Origin of the sequence: Streptomyces sp. NPDC059740 (assembly GCF_042733155.1) — a bacterium.
Classification (GTDB): Bacteria; Actinomycetota; Actinomycetes; order Streptomycetales; family Streptomycetaceae; genus Streptomyces.
Window position 1 is genome coordinate 349154 of sequence record NZ_JBHWGP010000001.1, and the last position, 15134, is coordinate 364287.

At 74.7% G+C, this 15134-nt stretch carries 12 protein-coding genes and 2 tRNA genes; 3 read left to right on the top strand and 11 right to left on the bottom strand.

The annotated features are described in order from the left end of the window. Positions 1–89 precede the first annotated feature (89 nt). The 7 genes from ACFV3R_RS01230 to ACFV3R_RS01260 all read right to left on the bottom strand — a co-directional run bounded on the left by ACFV3R_RS01230 (position 90) and on the right by ACFV3R_RS01260 (position 10191). The gene (locus tag ACFV3R_RS01230) at positions 90–833 is read right to left on the bottom strand and encodes a GAF and ANTAR domain-containing protein (protein ID WP_385573280.1); all 744 of its coding nucleotides are present in this window, start codon (positions 831–833) and stop codon (positions 90–92) included. Positions 834–1015: 182 nt separating this feature from the next. Further along, positions 1016–1810, bottom strand: coding sequence for a TetR/AcrR family transcriptional regulator (locus tag ACFV3R_RS01235; RefSeq protein WP_385573282.1), 795 nt, complete (start codon positions 1808–1810; stop codon positions 1016–1018). A gap of 139 nt (positions 1811–1949) precedes the next feature. After that, positions 1950–3518, bottom strand: a complete 1569-nt coding sequence (locus ACFV3R_RS01240; RefSeq protein ID WP_385573285.1) for an MFS transporter — start codon at positions 3516–3518, stop codon at positions 1950–1952. 199 nt (positions 3519–3717) lie between these two features. Then, positions 3718–6114 carry an ArnT family glycosyltransferase gene (locus ACFV3R_RS01245; protein WP_385573287.1) on the bottom strand — a complete coding sequence of 799 codons (2397 nt, stop codon included), beginning with the start codon at positions 6112–6114 and terminating at the stop codon, positions 3718–3720. After that, complete coding sequence (locus tag ACFV3R_RS01250) at positions 6114–7532, bottom strand: glycosyltransferase (protein WP_385573290.1); 1419 nt, start codon at positions 7530–7532, stop codon at positions 6114–6116. The genes ACFV3R_RS01245 and ACFV3R_RS01250 overlap by 1 nt, the downstream gene beginning before the upstream one ends. A 25-nt stretch (positions 7533–7557) precedes the next feature. Further along, positions 7558–9399 (bottom strand): sensor histidine kinase, encoded by a 1842-nt coding sequence (locus tag ACFV3R_RS01255; RefSeq protein WP_385573292.1) that lies wholly within the window; start codon positions 9397–9399, stop codon positions 7558–7560. A 3-nt stretch (positions 9400–9402) separates the two neighbouring features. Beyond that, positions 9403–10191 carry a response regulator transcription factor gene (locus tag ACFV3R_RS01260; RefSeq protein WP_385573294.1) on the bottom strand — a complete coding sequence of 263 codons (789 nt, stop codon included), beginning with the start codon at positions 10189–10191 and terminating at the stop codon, positions 9403–9405. A 118-nt stretch (positions 10192–10309) separates the two neighbouring features. Between ACFV3R_RS01260 and ACFV3R_RS01265 the strand changes: the two genes are divergently transcribed. Both ACFV3R_RS01265 and ACFV3R_RS01270 read left to right on the top strand, forming a co-directional pair. Continuing rightward, positions 10310–11227, top strand: a complete 918-nt coding sequence (locus ACFV3R_RS01265) for a TIGR03620 family F420-dependent LLM class oxidoreductase (protein WP_385573296.1) — start codon at positions 10310–10312, stop codon at positions 11225–11227. 169 nt (positions 11228–11396) lie between these two features. Then, positions 11397–11930, top strand: coding sequence for an NADPH-dependent FMN reductase (locus tag ACFV3R_RS01270; protein ID WP_385573298.1), 534 nt, complete (start codon positions 11397–11399; stop codon positions 11928–11930). A gap of 12 nt (positions 11931–11942) precedes the next feature. Here ACFV3R_RS01270 and ACFV3R_RS01275 read toward each other — a convergent pair whose 3' ends face one another. Beyond that, positions 11943–12266, bottom strand: coding sequence for a hypothetical protein (locus tag ACFV3R_RS01275; RefSeq protein ID WP_385573299.1), 324 nt, complete (start codon positions 12264–12266; stop codon positions 11943–11945). 212 nt (positions 12267–12478) lie between these two features. After that, positions 12479–13219 (bottom strand): phosphotransferase, encoded by a 741-nt coding sequence (locus tag ACFV3R_RS01280; RefSeq protein WP_385573301.1) that lies wholly within the window; start codon positions 13217–13219, stop codon positions 12479–12481. A 325-nt stretch (positions 13220–13544) separates the two neighbouring features. Here ACFV3R_RS01280 and ACFV3R_RS01285 point away from each other — a divergent pair, with 325 nt between their 5' ends. Beyond that, positions 13545–13802 carry a DUF6332 family protein gene (locus ACFV3R_RS01285; protein ID WP_385573303.1) on the top strand — a complete coding sequence of 86 codons (258 nt, stop codon included), beginning with the start codon at positions 13545–13547 and terminating at the stop codon, positions 13800–13802. Positions 13803–13950: 148 nt separating this feature from the next. Here ACFV3R_RS01285 and ACFV3R_RS01290 read toward each other — a convergent pair. After that, a tRNA-Arg gene (locus tag ACFV3R_RS01290) sits at positions 13951–14023 on the bottom strand. A gap of 466 nt (positions 14024–14489) precedes the next feature. Beyond that, a tRNA-Ser gene (locus ACFV3R_RS01295) sits at positions 14490–14580 on the bottom strand. Positions 14581–15134: the final 554 nt, after the last annotated feature.

The window sequence follows — 15134 nt, forward strand, 5'->3', positions numbered from 1 at the left end:
CGCTCACCGCGGGCGTCCCCGGCGACGGCCCGCGCCCGGGAGGAGAGACCGTCACCGGGGCACGGGCCGGGCCGCCCGCCACGGTGCGCTCAGCCGCCGCCGGCCGACTCCACGATGCGCCGGGCGATGTGCCGGACCTTGACGTTCTCCTTCTGCGAGGCGCGCACCAGCCGGCGGAACGCCTCCGTCCCGTCGATGTCGAGCTTGCCCATGAGGATGCCGGTGGCCTGGCCGATGACGTCGCGGGTGCGCATCGCCTCGGTCAGCTGCTCCTGCACCACGGCCGACTCCAGGGCGACGCCGACGTGCACCCCCAGCATGCGCACCATCCGGGCGGCCGTCGCGTCGAAGGCGCAGGGCTCGGCCGAGTAGAGCGCCAGGACGGTCAGCCGGCGGTTGGTGGCACGCAGCCGGCACACCAGCGCCGAGCGGATGCCGAGGGCCGCGACGCGGGCGCCGTCGGCCCCGTACTCCCGGCCGGCCGCCACGTCGGGCACGACCAGCAGCGGCACGTCCTCGTCCCACAGCACCCGCCAGGCGGGCCGCACCGCGCCCTCGTCCTCCACCGGGGAGGTACGGGCCAGGGTGTCCATGAGCGGGACCACGTCGTCGGTGTGGGCCAGGGTCCGCACCCCCTCGCCCTTGGCGATCTCGCTCACCCCGGCACAACCGGCGCCGGGTACGAGGGTGCGGGCGAGTTCCACGGCGGTGCGGGCCGTGGCGGAGACGCCTTCGGCCAAGTGGAGCGCCGTCGCGGCGTCGGACAGACGCTGGGCCAGGTCGAGTGCGTCCTCGGAGAACGACGCACCGGTCACATGCAGGGAATCCACCACGAACCTCTTCGGCATGTACGGCCGTACGGCCATACGCAGGAGAGCTCCGCAGCACATTCCCGACTGCGAGCACACGAATGGGATCACTCTAGCCCGCCGGGAGCCGCGCGGTCTCCCGTGGGGGGTGGCGGGGTGACGGGCCGACAGCCCGCCTGGCCGGCCGTCGGCCTCCCCGCCCCGGCTCAGCCCGGCGTCGGCCCAGGTCCGCCCGCGAGGCGGTCGCGCATCGCCTCGATGCCGGCGATCTGGAGGTCGAGGGCGAAGTCCCACTCGACCTCCCGCATCCGCTGGTAGCTGAGGGCCTCGTACCGCTCCAGCACCGGCCCCTGCAGCCGCCGCGTCTCCTGGAACCGCTGCTCCCCGCTGTCCTGGAGCGCCTGGAGGACCATGTGGTGGTGTTCGTCGAGGTCGACGCCCGCCTCCCGGCACCTCGCCTCGTGTGCGCCCTGGATCGTCGCGAAACCGAAGACGAACTGGAAGAGCGAGGAGAGCGCGCCGGTGACCGACTCGGCCGGCAGGCCGCAGTGCTGCATGACGCGCAGGGTGGCGTTGGAGAACTCCAGGGCGCGGGGGCCGACGTTGAGGTACTCGCTGAGCATCCGGGGCATCCACTGGTGGGTCATCAGCATGCGCCGGTACGCGTTCGCCAGGTGGCGCAACTGGGCCCGCCAGTCCGCCCCCTCCCCGCCGGTGTCGGAGGGCAGCTCGATCTCGGCGCAGACGGCGTCGACGGCGAGCTCCAGCAGCTGGTCCTTGCTGTCGACGTACCAGTACACCGACATCGCGGTGACGCCCAGCTCGGCGGCGAGCCTGCGCATGGAGAACCCCTGCGCCCCCTCCGCGTCCAGGAGGCGGACGGTGGCGTCGACGATGCGGTCGAGGTCCAGGCCGGCCGGCTGCTCCCCCGACTTGCGGCGGGTGGGGCCGCCGGACAGCCAGATGCTCTCCCGTGGTCTGGCCCGGTTGCCGGCGGCCATGGCGCCCCTCCTTCGTGCTGCCGGCCGGGTCGGGGCCGGCGCGGGGCCGCGCCCTCCCACGGCCCCGCATGTCCGGTGGTCGATGCTATTGCGTCAGGCTGTCAGGCCCGCGGGCGCAGTCCCGCCGCGCCCGCCGGCCTCAGGCGCCGACGGGCCCGCCGGTCCCGGCGGCCGGGTCCGCGGTGTCCGCCGGTGCCCCGTCGGGTGTCCGCTCGGCCTTGCTGAGCAGCAGGGCGGCCACCACACCGCCGGCCAGCACGGCGGCCGCACCCACCAGTTGGCTGGTGTGGATGCCGTGGGCGAACGCGTCGACCACCGCGGCCCGGCCGCCGGCGGTGTGGACCGTGGCCAGCGCCGCGGGGAGCGAGGCCGCGCCGGCTGCGGCCAGCGGCAGCAGCGCCGCGAAGCGGGCGTTGAGCACGGCGCCCAGCACCGCGACGCCCAGCCCCTGGCCGAACTCCATCAGCGTGCCGTTGACGCCGGCGCCCACCCCGGCCCGGGCGGGCGGGATCGCGGACATGATGGCGTTCGCCATGGTCGGCATGGCCACCGCGATACCGCAGCCCATGACCAGCATGCCGACCAGGATCCAGGTGTAGTCACTCCCGCCGAGGGTGGCGATGACGGCCAGCCCGACGGCGAGCAGGGTCATGCCGGACACGATCGTGCGGGGCGTGCCGAGCCTGGTGATGACCCGCGGCACCACGCCGACCAGGTTGAGCGCGACGATGCTCAGGGCCAGCGGGGACATGCGCAGCCCGGCCTCCATCGGCCCGTACCCGAGGACGAGTTGGAGGTGCTGGGTGAGCAGGAAGAGCGAGCCGCCCATGCCGAAGGAGACCAGGATGCCGCCGGCCACCGCGCCGACGAAGCGGCGGTTGCGGAAGAAGTGCATGTCCAGCATCGGGTACGGCACGTGCAGCTCCCACAGTGCGAACACCGCCAGGCCGACGAGGCCGATCGCCGCGGAGACCAGGACGCGGCCCGAGAGCCAGCCGTGGACGGGTCCGGAGATGATCGCGAAGACCACCCCGACCATGCCGATCATCGACAGCAGGGCGCCCAGCAGGTCGGGCCGCTCGCCGCTGGGGTTGCGGGACTCGGGGACCAGCTTGACCACGGCCACCAGACCGATCAGCGCCACCGGGAGGTTGACGAGGAAGAGCGAGCCCCACCAGAAGTGGTCCAGGAGCAGACCGCCGATGAGCGGGCCGATGGCGAAGCCGAGCGAGTTCACCGAGCCCCAGATGCCGATGGCCTTGGGACGCTCCTCGTCGTCGAAGAGCTGCATCACCACCGCAAGGGTGGTGGTGACCAGCAGCGCCCCGCCCACGCCCATGCCGGCCCGGGCCGCGATGAGCTGGCCGGGCGAGCCCGCGAGGACGGCGCAGAGCGAGCCGAGGCCGAACAGGGCCAGGCCGGCCACGAGCATCTTCTTGCGGCCGTAGCGGTCGGCGGCGTTGCCCGCGGTGAGCAGCAGGCCGGACTGGACGAGCGAGTAGGCGTTGATCATCCACTGCGTGTCGGCGGTGGAGGCCCCGAGCTCGGTGGTCAGCGAGGGGATCGCGACGTTGAGGACGGTGTTGTCGAGGACGACGGTGAGGACGGCGAGGCAGATGACGCCGAGGACGGCCCAGCGCGCGGGGTCACGCGCGGGACCGGGACGGTCGGCCTGGGTGCCACCCGCGGCGGTGACCGCGTCGGTCATGATTTCCCCCTGTACGGCGTAAATGTGGTCTACACCGTACAGGGTTGCGCTGTACGCCGTACAACACCTTTTGCGGGCCCTTCCCCGAGCCCGGGCCGCACGGTCCCGGTCCGGCCCCGCGTGCCGGAGGGGACCGCCGGGAGAGCCGGAAGGGCGGCCGGAACCGTGGGTCCCGGCCGCCCCTGCGCCGCCGCGCCGCCTACTTGCCCGAGACGGGCTTCGTCAGGTCGTACATCGTGGTGCTGCCGACCGTCACCTTGGTGTAGTTCTTCGCCACCCAGGTGCTGATCGCCGAGGACGAGCCGCTCTGCCCGAAGCCGCCGCCGGGACCACCGCGGCCCTGGCTCTCGCCGCCGGAGTCGCTGCGTCCGTCACCCAGGAAGTAGTGGATGCGTCCCCGTTCCACGTACTTCTTGAACTGGGCCAGTGTCGGCGAGGGGTCGGTGCCGTTGAAGCCGCCCACCGGCATGACCGGCTTCTGGGTGGCCAACTGGTAGCCGGCGCTGTTCTGCGAGCCGATCGCCGCCGCGACCCAGGTGTAGTCGTCCGCGTTCTGCAGCAGCTTCTTCTTCGCTGCGGCGCTCACCTTGGTGCCGTTGAGCAGTCCGCCCATGCCGCCTGCTCCGCCCCGCCGGCCGGCCTCGGCCATGCCGGGGAAGCCGCCGGGGAAGCCGCCCGCGCGGCCCTGCCGTCCGGTCCCGCCGGCTGCGCCCTGGCCACCGCCCGGGGCCTGCCCGCCGGCCGCGCCCTGGCCGCCCTGGCCGCCGCCCGGGGCCTGCCCGCCGGCTGCGCCCTGGCCGCCGCCGGGGGCCTGGCCACCGCCGGGGAACCCGCCACCACCGGGAGCCTGGGCGCCGGCTGCGTTCTTGCCGCCGGTGGCCCCGGGCGGGCCGCCGGGGAAGCCGCCGCCGCGCCGTCCGCCGCCGGGGAAACCGCCGAAGCCGGCGGAGACCGAGGGCCCCGCGGTGATGATCGAGCCGGTGTGCGGGGTGTTGACGGTGTTCAGGGTGTACGCCACCGGTCCGGCGAGCGCGGCGAGGGCACCGAGCAGCGCGGCCCCGTAGGCGGCCCTGCGCCCCAGCCGCACGGCGGCCACCAGGCCCAGCGCCGCCACGATCCCGGCCACCAGCACCGTCCAGCGCAGCCACGGCAGCCACTGCGGCGAGCGCCCGAGCAGGACGAAGGACCACACGGCCGTACCCACGACTGCCACCGCCAGCACCGCCGACACGGCGAAGTGGGCCCGGCGCCGCCAGAGCACCGTGGCGCCGGTACCGACCACCGCGGAGACGTAGGGCGCCAGCGCGATGTTGTAGTACTGGTGGAAGATCCCGGACATGAAGCTGAAGACCGTGAAGGTCATCAGCAGCGAACCGCCCCAGGCGAGCAGCTCGGCGCGCTGCGCCGACTCCAGCGGCGCGGTGGCCCGCCGGGCCCGCCACAGCACGACCACGCCGGCGACCAGCAGCAGGAAGGCCGCGGGGAGCAGCCAGGCGATCTGACCGCCCATGTCGGCGGAGAACAGCCGGGTGATGCCCGTCTCGCCCCAGCCGCCACCTCCGCCGCCGCCGGGACCGCCGCCCCCGCCCACGCTGCCGGACTCGTTGCCGGTGATGCGGCCGAAACCGTTGTAGCCGAAGGTCAGTTCGAGGAAGTCGTTGTTCTGCGAACCGCCGATGTAGGGGCGGGAACCGGCCGGCCACAGCTCGACGAGCGCCACCCACCAGCCGGCGCTGACCACCACGGCCAGCCCCGCCAGCAGCAACTGCCCGATGCGCCGCCGCAGCCTCGTCGGCGCGCAGCACAGGTAGACCAGGGCCAGGACCGGCAGGATCAGCCATGCCTGGAGCGTCTTGGCCAGGAACGCCACGCCGAAGCAGACACCCGCGCCCACCAGCCACCGCGTCCGGGCGTCCTCCATGGCCCGCGCCACGCACGCCACGGCGCCGACCATCAGCAGGCACAGCATCGCGTCGGGGTTGTTGAACCGGAACATCAGCGCCGCGACCGGCGTCAGCGCGAAGCACACCCCGGACAGCAGCGCCGCCCCCGCGCCGAACCGGCGCCGGACCGTGCCGTACAGCAGACCGACCGCAGCCACGCCCATGAGGGCCTGCGGCACCAGGATCGCCCAGGAGGAGAGGCCGAAGATCCGTACCGAGAGCCCCATGGGCCACAGGGCCCCCGCCGGCTTGTCGACGGTGATGGAGTTGGCCGCGTCCGAGGAGCCGAAGAAGAACGCCTTCCAGCTCTCGCCACCGGCCTGCGCCGCCGCCGAGTAGAACTGGTTGGCGTACCCCGAGGCGCCCAGGTCCCACAGGTAGAGGACGGCGGTCACGGCCAGCAGGGCCAGCAGCGCGGGCCGCGCCCACCGCGGGTCCTCCGGCCGCCCGCGCCACACCCGCTCGGGCAGGCCGCCGAGGCCGGGGCGGGGCTCGTAGCGCCGGACCGGCACCGGCGGCACGGCGCCGGGCACGGACCCCGCGCCGGGTGCCGCCACCGCGCCCGGCTGGTGCGCCGCGGACGCCGGCTCACCGGGCGGGGGCGGCGGCACTGCGGGCGGCGGCGCCGAGGTGTCAGAGGGGTACGAGGACATCAGGCGCTCCTGCTCAGGTCGTTCGAAGAGTCGGGAAGGGACGGGGAGGGGGCGGGAAGGGCGACCGTCCGGTCCGCGGGGGTCGCGGCCGTGGCGTTGCCGGCCGGCGCGGTCCGCGGTACCGCGCCGTGCCCGGCGGCCCCGGGGGCCTCGGCCGCCGCCCGCGCCCGGCCCCGCTCGGGGAAGACCCAGGCGCGCAGCAGCAGGAAGCGCAGCACGGTCGCCGCGAGGTTGGCGGCGACCAGCACCGCCAGCTCCGTGCTGTGTGCCGGGGAGCCGGTCGCGGCGTCCAGGGCGGCCAGCGAACCGCTGGTCAGGGCGAGGCCGATGGCGAAGACCACCAGCCCCTGCGCCTGGTGGCGCACCGCGCTGTCGCGGCCCCGCACCCCGAAGGTCAGGCGCCGGTTGGCGGCGGTGTTGGCGAACGTCGAGACCAGCAGCCCCAGCGCGTTGGCCACCTGCGGCCCGGTGCCGAGCCGGAAGAGGGAGTAGAGCACGAGGTAGAGGAGCGTGGAGACCGCCCCCACCACGCAGAAGCCGACCAGTTGCCGGGCCAGCCCGCGCGGCACACCGGGCAGTTCACGGTCGCGCGGGTCGTCACCGAACGGCCTGGCCAGCCGGTCCAGCGGCAGCGCACCGGTGGCCAGCGCCCGCCCCACCCGCCACACGCCCTTGAGGTCGTCGACGGCGGTGCGCACCAGGTGGACGGTGCTGTCGGGGTCGTCCACCCAGTCCACCGGGACCTCGTGGATGCGCAGCCCGGCACGCTCGGCCAGCACCAGCATCTCGGTGTCGAAGAACCAGCCGGTGTCCTCCACCATCGGCAGCAGCCGCTCGGCGACGTCGGCCCGCAGCGCCTTGAACCCGCACTGGGCGTCGGAGAACCGGGCCGCCAGCGAGCCGCGCAGGATCAGGTTGTAGGTGCGGGAGATGAACTCCCGCTTGGGCCCGCGCACCACCCGCGAGGTGCGGGCCAGCCGGGAGCCGATGGCCAGGTCGGAGTGGCCCGAGATCAGCGGGGCGACCAGCGGCAGCAGCGCGTTGAGGTCGGTGGAGAGGTCGACGTCCATGTAGGCGAGCACCGGCGCCTTCGAGAGCGACCACACGGTGCGCAGCGCCCGGCCGCGTCCCTTCTGCTCCAGCCGCACGGAGACCACCTCCGGCAGCGCCTCGTCCAGCCGCGCGGAGACCTCGGGGGTGCGGTCGGTGCTGGCGTTGTCGGCGATGGTGATGCGGAAGCCGTAGGGGAAGGTCTTCGACAGGTAGGCGTGCAGGCGCCGCACGCACGGTTCGAGGTCCTGCTCCTCGTTGTAGACGGGCACCACCACGTCCAGCACCGTGTCGGTCGGGGCGGGGCACAGGTGCTCCCGCGGTGGCAGGGATCCCAGCGGGGGAGGGGCCGGCTGCGTCGTCGTCATGCTCCGACACTCGCGGCCCCTGCTGTCACGCCTGTGTGGTGTCGCTGTGCGCCCGCTGTGAGTTCTCCACGGCACCCGGAACCTCGCCTTCCGGCAGCCCGCGAACGGCCTCCGGCCCCGTCTCGGCGCTCTCCGGCACCGTCTCGGCGCTCTCCGGCACCGTCTCGGCGCTCTCCGGCACCGTGTCGGCGGCCTCCGGCACCGTGTCGGCGGCCTCCGGCACCGTGTCGGCGGCTTCCGGCGCCCCCACGATCCGGCCGAGCGGGTTGACGGGCAGCACGACGGTGAAGACCGTCGCGCCGGGCGAACTCCTCACGCCCACCGTGCCGCCGTGAGCGGCGACGACGGCCTGCACGATGGCCAGTCCCAGGCCGGTGCTGCTCGCCGCGGTACCGCCCTTGGCCCGGGCCCGCGAGGCGTCACCGCGGGCGAACCGCTCGAAGACGTGCGGCAGCAGGGCGGACGGGATGCCGGGCCCGTCGTCCGCCACCGTCAGGCGGACCTGTGCGCCCTCGGCGTGGACACCGGCGGTGACCTTCGTGCCCGGCGGGGTGTGGGTGCGCGCGTTGGCGAGCAGGTTGGCCAGCACCTGGTGCAGGCGGGCCGCGTCGGCGTGGGCGAGGACCGGCGCATCGGGCAGGTCCAGGCGCCAGTGGTGGCCGGGGCCGGCGGCCCGCGCGTCGCTGACGGCGTCGACCACCAGCGGCACCAGGTCCACCGCGGCGTGGCTGAGCGGCCGGCCGGCGTCCAGCCGCGCCAGCAGCAGCAGGTCCTCGACCAGGCCCGTCATGCGCTGCGCCTCGGACTCCACCCGGCCCAGCGCGTGCCGGGTGGTGGGACCGACCTCCTCGTCGCCGCGCCGGGTCAGTTCGGCGTAACCGCGGATGGCGGCCAGCGGCGTGCGCAGTTCGTGGCTGGCGTCGGCGACGAACTGCCGCACCCGCGTCTCGCTCTCCTGACGTGCCGCCAGCGCGGAGGCGACATGGCCCAGCATGCGGTTGAGTGCGGCGCCCACCTGGCCGACCTCGGTGCGGCCGTCGGCCTCCGCGTCCGGCACCCGCTCGTGCAGCGCCACTTCGCCGCTGTGCAGCGGCAGTTCGGAGACCCGGGTGGCGGTCGCGGCCACCCGGCGCAGCGGGCGCAGCGCCAGCCCCACCATCGCGGTGCCGGTGATGCCCGCGGCCACCACGCCGGCAGCCGTGACACTCACCTCGACGACCACGAGGGTGCCGACGGTGTCCTGCACCTCGGCGAGCGGCACGCCGATGACGAACGGGTCCTGTGTGCCCGCGCCACCGGTCGGGTCACCGGAACCGCCACCGGGCCGCGGTCCGTTCGCCGCGCCGCCGGCCACCTGTACGCGGTAGTCGCCCAGGCCGGGCAGCGTGACGGTGTGCGGGTCGCCGTCGCGGGCGACGGTGTCCAGCGCGGCGCGCTGCGCGGCGTTGAGCGCGGTGGTGTGGGAGGCGGGCAGCCGGCTCTGCGACTCGACGCTGCGGATGCCGGAGACGACGTGGCCGTCCTGGCCCAGCAGGCCGCCGACCGTGCCGATCGGCTGACCGGGCAGCACCACGAAGTCCAGCCGGTCCAGGTCCCCGGTCGGCGCGTCACGCGGGTGCGGTGCCGCGGCCCGGTGCTCCATCTGTCTGTCGAGGTTGTCGACGAGGTAGGACCGCAGCGCGATGGCCGTCACCACGCTGATGACGGCGCCGACCACCGCGATCAGCAGCACGGCCGAGACGACCAGCCGCGTCCGCAGCGACCAGCGGCGCAGGCGGACACCCGGCCCGCGCGGCGGGCGCCGGGGCCGCGGTGGCACGGCCGTGCCCGGTGGCGTGGCCGGCGTCCGGACGGTGGCCGTGCCCATCGCCTACTCCGCCGCCTTGATGAGGTAGCCGGCACCGCGACGGGTGTGGATCATCGGGGCGCGCCCGGCGTCGATCTTCCGCCGCAGGTAGGAGATGTACAGCTCGACGACGTTGGCCTGGCCGCCGAAGTCGTAGGACCAGACCCGGTCCAGGATCTGCGTCTTGCTCAGCACCCGGCGCGGGTTGCGCATCAGGTACCGCAGCAGCTCGAACTCGGTGGCGGTCAGCCGGATCTCCTGCCCGGCCCGCCACACCTCGTGGCTGTCCTCGTCCAGCACCAGGTCACCGACGATCAGCAACGACTCCGAGCGCTGCGCCGTCGCGCCGGCCCGCCGCAGCAGGCCGCGCAGCCGGGCCACGACCTCCTCCAGGCTGAAGGGCTTGGTGACGTAGTCGTCGCCGCCCGCCGTCAGTCCGGCGATGCGGTCCTCCACGGCGTCCTTGGCGGTCAGGAAGAGGACGGGGACGTCGGGCACCTCCCGCCGCAGCCGGCCCAGGACCGTCAGCCCGTCCATGTCGGGCAGCATCACGTCCAGCAGCACGGCGTCCGGGCGCCACTCGCGTGCGGTGCGCAGCGCACCGGCCCCGTCGCCCTCCGAGCGGATCTCCCACCCCTCGTAGCGCAGCGCCAGGGACAGCAGGTCGGCCAGGGACGCCTCGTCGTCCACGACGAGGACGCGGAGCGGCCCGCCGTCGGGTCGCAGCAGCTCCGGCCGGTCCTTGGTCCTGCCGAGGGGCTGCGTCCCGGAGGCGGCGGTCTGTGCGGACGGTGTCGTCGAGGTCGCGGTCATGGCCCCGAGCCTCGCCCGCGGCCATGAAAGCGCCCTTGCGGCTTCCTGTGAATATCCTGAGAATCACCCGGCGGCCACGCGGGGGAACACGTCCCGGCCCGGGCGGCGTTCGCCGTACATGGCACTCAACGACACCCTCGGACGGTACGGCCTGTGGGCCGTGGGTCTGCGCACCGACAACGACGACCAGCTCCCGGCGATCACCGACGCCGCCGGCGAACTGGAGGAGCTGGGGTACGGCACCCTGTGGATCGGCGGCAGCCCGTCGACGGCACAGGTGGGCCCGGTGCTCTCCGCGACCACCCACGTCCACGTCGGCACCAGCATCCTCAACATCTGGGAGCACGCCGCTGAGGACGTCGCGGCCCAGCACGCCCTCCTGACCGAGCAGCACGGGCCGCGGTTCGTCCTGGGCCTCGGCGTCAGCCACAGCGAGGTCGTGGCCCGCCGGCACCAGGAGGACCCGCTCTTCACCCGGCCCTACGCGGCGATGCGCCGCTACCTCGACGCCCTCGACGCGGCCCCCAGCCCGGTGCCGCAGCACCTGCGGGCCCTGGCCGCCCTCGGCCCCAAGATGCTCGAACTCGCCGGGGAGCGGGCGCTGGGCGCCCTGCCCTACCTCGTCACCGTCGAGCACACCGCCCAGGCGCGGGCCGCCCTCGGCGACGGCCCCCTCCTCGCGCCCGAACTCAAGGTCGTCCTCGACACCGACCTGGACCGGGCCCGCGAGACCGCGCGGGGCTACCTCGGCCACTACCTGGGGCTCGCCAACTACACGCGCAACCTGCAGCGGCTGGGCTTCGAGGAGGCCGACTTCGAAGGCGGGGGCAGCGAGCGCCTGCTGGACGCCGTCTTCGCCCTCGGGGACGCCGAGACCGTCCGCCGCAAGGCCGACGCGTTCCTGGCGGCCGGCGCCGACCACGTCGCGCTCCAGGTCGTGCAGGCCGCCCCCGGCGAGCCGGGCGCCCTGGAGCCGCTGCCGCTGGCGCAGTGGCGGGAACTCGCCAAGGCGCTGCCGCTCGGCGACCGCGGCTGAGGCGGGCTCCCCGCACGCGCACCAGGACAGAGCCGGGCTGGGCCGCCCCCCGCGCGGTCCAGCCCGGTCCGTCCACGCACACTGTGGCACCACCCACTGACAACGGCCGTCCCCCGGGCATCCGGCCCGAGACAGCCGGTCCCAGGCGACCGACCCGATCGGAGACCCCTTGAGACTGCTCGCCATATCCGGCAGCCTCCGCGCCCGTTCCGCCACCGGCGCCGTGCTGCGGTCCGCCCTCGACCTGTGGCAGGGCCCCACCGGGGCCGCCGCCCTGGACCAGCTTCCGCCCTTCAACCCGGACCTGGACGGGGAGGAGGCCGTACCGCCGCCCCCCGTGGCGGTCCTCCGTACGGCGGTCGCCGCGGCGGACGCCGTCCTCCTCGTCAGCCCGGAGTACGCAGCCGGCCCGCCCGGCGCCCTGAAGAACGCCCTGGACTGGCTGGTCTCCAGCGGGGAGTTCGTGGACCGCCCCACCGCCGTCGTCACCGCCTCGCCCTTCCCCGCCGGCGGCGACCTGGCCAACGCCCAACTGCGGGGCACTCTGCGCAAGATGTCGGCCGATCTGGTCGAGGCCTCCTGCCGGGAGATCGGCGCCGTCACCCGCAGGCTCACGCCCGCCGGGGACCGGGTCGCCGACGAGGCCACGCTGGCGGACCTCCGCGAGGCCCTGCGCCTGCTGGCCCTGGCCGCCACCGGCTGACGGGACGGCCCCTCAGTCCGGCGAGGGGGCCCGGTGGATCATGGCCGCGTCCATGACGCCGTTGACGAAGTCCACCGCACGGGACCGTTCCCGTTCGACCTCCCGCGGGACGGGCGTCTCCCCGGCGTACCAGAGGAACGTGCCCAGGTCCCGCTCGGCGACCCCGATCCAGTGGGACAGCCGGTTCAGACGTCCGCCGCTCAGCCGCATCGCCGCGAGGTGGACCCGTTCCGGGTCCTGCCCCCGGTAGGTCTCCAGGACGCCGACCGCCAGGTCGACCGCCGCGCGGGGGAAGGTGACACGGCACTGCCGCGCCGTCTGCGGGGTGAGTTCCATAACCGGAGGATGCTGGGCTGCGACCCGCGGCGCAACGGTCCGTGCCGCGTGGCGACCGGGAAGAGTGCCGGGACGCTCCCCGCAGCCGGCCGCACACCGCGCAGGGGACATCCGCCCCGCGTCACGGCTGAATGCCGGGGGCGGGACCGCGGCCCCCGGGGGCCCGGGACACCGCCCGGCCCCGGCCGGCACCGGCCGCCGGCGGACCCGGCTCAGCCGACGGCGTTGAGCCGGCGGTAGTAGTCCGTCCGCTCCGGGTCGGGGCGCACCCCGTAGGCGTCCAGGAGGGCGTCCTCCCACCCCGGCCCGTAGTTCACCCCGGCGCTCCAGGTGGCGACGGCCAGGTCGGCCCACCGGTCGGCGACACCCAGGTCCCCCATGTCGACATGGCCCGACCAGCAACCGCTCTCGTCCAGCAGGGTGTTGGGCGCGCACGGGTCGCCGTGGCAGACGACGAGCCGGTCCACCGGCGGGGCCTGCGAGAGGCCGGCCGGCACCCGGGCCCCCCGCCGCCGGGCACGCTCCAGACGCTCGCCGGCCCCCCGGCTGAAGGGGCACTCGGCCACCGGCAGCCGCTCGTGCAGGGCCCGCAGCCCCGCCCCCAACGCCCGGACGGCCACCGCCGGCTCCGCCCGCCACCGGGCAGTGACCGCGCTCGTACCGGCCAGCTCGTCGGTGAGGAGCCAGGCCCCCTCCTCGTCCGCCCCCTGCCCCCGGACCCGGGGCACCGCGGTGAAACGTCCCGCCCACCGCAGCCGCTCCACCTCGGCGGCCGGGTCCCACCCCGAGCCGCTCGCCGCCCACTTCACGTACCCGCCGCCCGCCCCGCCGATCCGGAAGGTCAGGCCGCCCGCCTCGTTCTGCCACACCGGCACCAGGGGCCGCCCCTGCGCGAGCGCCTCGACCGAGACGGGAACGGGCACGGGCTCGAGCGGCGGTCCGGAGTAACGCATGGCGCCATGCTCCGCCGCCGGCAGCCCCCGGGCGAGCGGTTTTCCCCGAGCTCGGGTTTCCGAGCCACAGGGCTCCCACAGGCCCCTCCGACCTCCCCCTCAGGGCCGCCCCGGTGGCCGGAACGTACCGTCCCCTCACCCGATCCACCGCCCCGCCCCCACCCCTGCCACTACTGTCGGAACCACTGGCACCAGGCCCCGGACCCAGCACAGGACCAGGGGCCCCGACACAGGGTCCCGGCACCTGGAACAGCACCTCCGGGTCCGCCCCAGGGGCCGGTCGGGCAGCCCGGGGCTGGGGCGACGGCAGGACGGGGGAACGGCGATGGAGAACCAGGCACACAGCGGGCCCAGAAGCCAGGGCGAACGGGACGCACTGACCGTCGAGATCGGCTACGCCCTGGCCAGCGCGGCCTTCCTGGGCCTCGTCGTCTTCGGGGCGATCGCCGGCCCCGTGTTCGTCTGGGACCTGCCCCACCCCCTCGACGTCGCACTCCACGCCCTGGCGCTCACCCTCGCCGTCTCCCTCGCGGTGCTCCGCGCGGTCCACGTCCTGTGGCGCTACAGCCGCGGCACGAGGTGAGCCGTCCCCACGGACCGTTTCCTGCGAGCCGGTGCCCCGTACCGGACCGCACCCCCGCTGAGGCCGAGTTGAGCGCGGGAGGCGGTTGATGCCACCCGCGAATGCCAGAGGGCCCCTGGGAGATTCCCAGGGGCCCTCTGACCTGCTGCGCGCTCGGCAGGATTCGAACCTGCAACCTTCTGATCCGTAGTCAGATGCTCTATCCGTTAAGCTACGAGCGCTTGGCTTTCCGGCGGTTTTTCTTGCCGGTCGGCGTTGCGAGAACAACATTACATGACCTGCGCCGTGACGCGAAATCCATTGGCCGAACCTGCTCTGACCTGCGGAAACGTGTTTTCGGGGTCGTCGGCGGCGGGACGCGGGTCCAGCGCCCGGGGTGGCAGGGAGGCGTCACGGGCGCCTCACCACGCCCCGACCGGGCCGCCGCGCACCCGACACCCCCGGAAGGGGACACCCTCCGCCCCCGAGCAACCCGCCCGAACCCGCACCGGCAGCCGCAGCCGGAGACGGGTAGGCCGTGACCCGGTCGGGCACGGGAGGCCGGACACCCCGGCCGATCACCTCAGCCGCCCCCACAGCCCCGACCTCAGCCCCGCGCCCTCCACCACCGAAGCCCCGCTGCCGGCTGCCCCACCCCCGGAACGCACCGAAGCCCCAGCCGACGAGGGCTGGGGCTTCGGTCGTGAGCGGAGGCGGAGGGATTTGAACCCTCGATGGGCGGTAAGACCCAAACCGCATTAGCAGTGCGGCGCCATAGACCGGACTAGGCGACGCCTCCACGCACTCACCCGCGCGAACGCGATGTGGTGTGTGCAGATGATGGCACAGCACTGTGCGCTGTCACCAATCGCCGCCTACCGTACCCGGCCGGTGGGGCCAGGGGCAAAGGCGTTGCGGCCGGGTCGGGCACGGCGGGGAGAGGGACGGCGTGGCGCCGGGAGACGGACGGCGGGACGCCCGGAGGGGCGGAGGTCCGGAGGGCCGGAGGGACGGGCGCGCCCGGGGGATGGGCGGGACGCTCGGGGAAGGGCGGGGAACGAAGGCGCGTCGCGAGGAACGCAAGAGGCAGGAAAGACAGGAGAGGCAGGAGAGGCAGAAGAGGTGGGAGAGGTGGAAGAGGCGGGGGTGTCGGTGGCCGGGTGGTCCGGCGGCGGCTCCGGCCCGCGTGACGTGCCTCACCCCGCGCCCCGAGGCCGGCTCTCCTCGCTCGCGCGCCCGCGCACACCGCCCGGCCGGCCCACCCCCGCGCAACGTCCCGCAATCGGCGGCGTTAGACGACGCGAAGAGGCGGTCACTCCGGGCGCGGCCCGCAACGGCCGCCCGAGACCCGTT

Coding starts and splice junctions, on each gene's coding strand:
- ACFV3R_RS01235 (WP_385573282.1), bottom strand. CDS start 1,810: ATGGCCGCCGGCAACCGGGCCAGACCACGGGAGAGCATCTGGCTGTCC.
- ACFV3R_RS01240 (WP_385573285.1), bottom strand. CDS start 3,518: ATGACCGACGCGGTCACCGCCGCGGGTGGCACCCAGGCCGACCGTCCC.
- ACFV3R_RS01245 (WP_385573287.1), bottom strand. CDS start 6,114: ATGTCCTCGTACCCCTCTGACACCTCGGCGCCGCCGCCCGCAGTGCCG.
- ACFV3R_RS01250 (WP_385573290.1), bottom strand. CDS start 7,532: ATGACGACGACGCAGCCGGCCCCTCCCCCGCTGGGATCCCTGCCACCG.
- ACFV3R_RS01255 (WP_385573292.1), bottom strand. CDS start 9,399: ATGGGCACGGCCACCGTCCGGACGCCGGCCACGCCACCGGGCACGGCC.
- ACFV3R_RS01260 (WP_385573294.1), bottom strand. CDS start 10,191: ATGACCGCGACCTCGACGACACCGTCCGCACAGACCGCCGCCTCCGGG.
- ACFV3R_RS01265 (WP_385573296.1), top strand. CDS start 10,310: ATGGCACTCAACGACACCCTCGGACGGTACGGCCTGTGGGCCGTGGGT.
- ACFV3R_RS01275 (WP_385573299.1), bottom strand. CDS start 12,266: ATGGAACTCACCCCGCAGACGGCGCGGCAGTGCCGTGTCACCTTCCCC.
- ACFV3R_RS01280 (WP_385573301.1), bottom strand. CDS start 13,219: ATGCGTTACTCCGGACCGCCGCTCGAGCCCGTGCCCGTTCCCGTCTCG.
- ACFV3R_RS01285 (WP_385573303.1), top strand. CDS start 13,545: ATGGAGAACCAGGCACACAGCGGGCCCAGAAGCCAGGGCGAACGGGAC.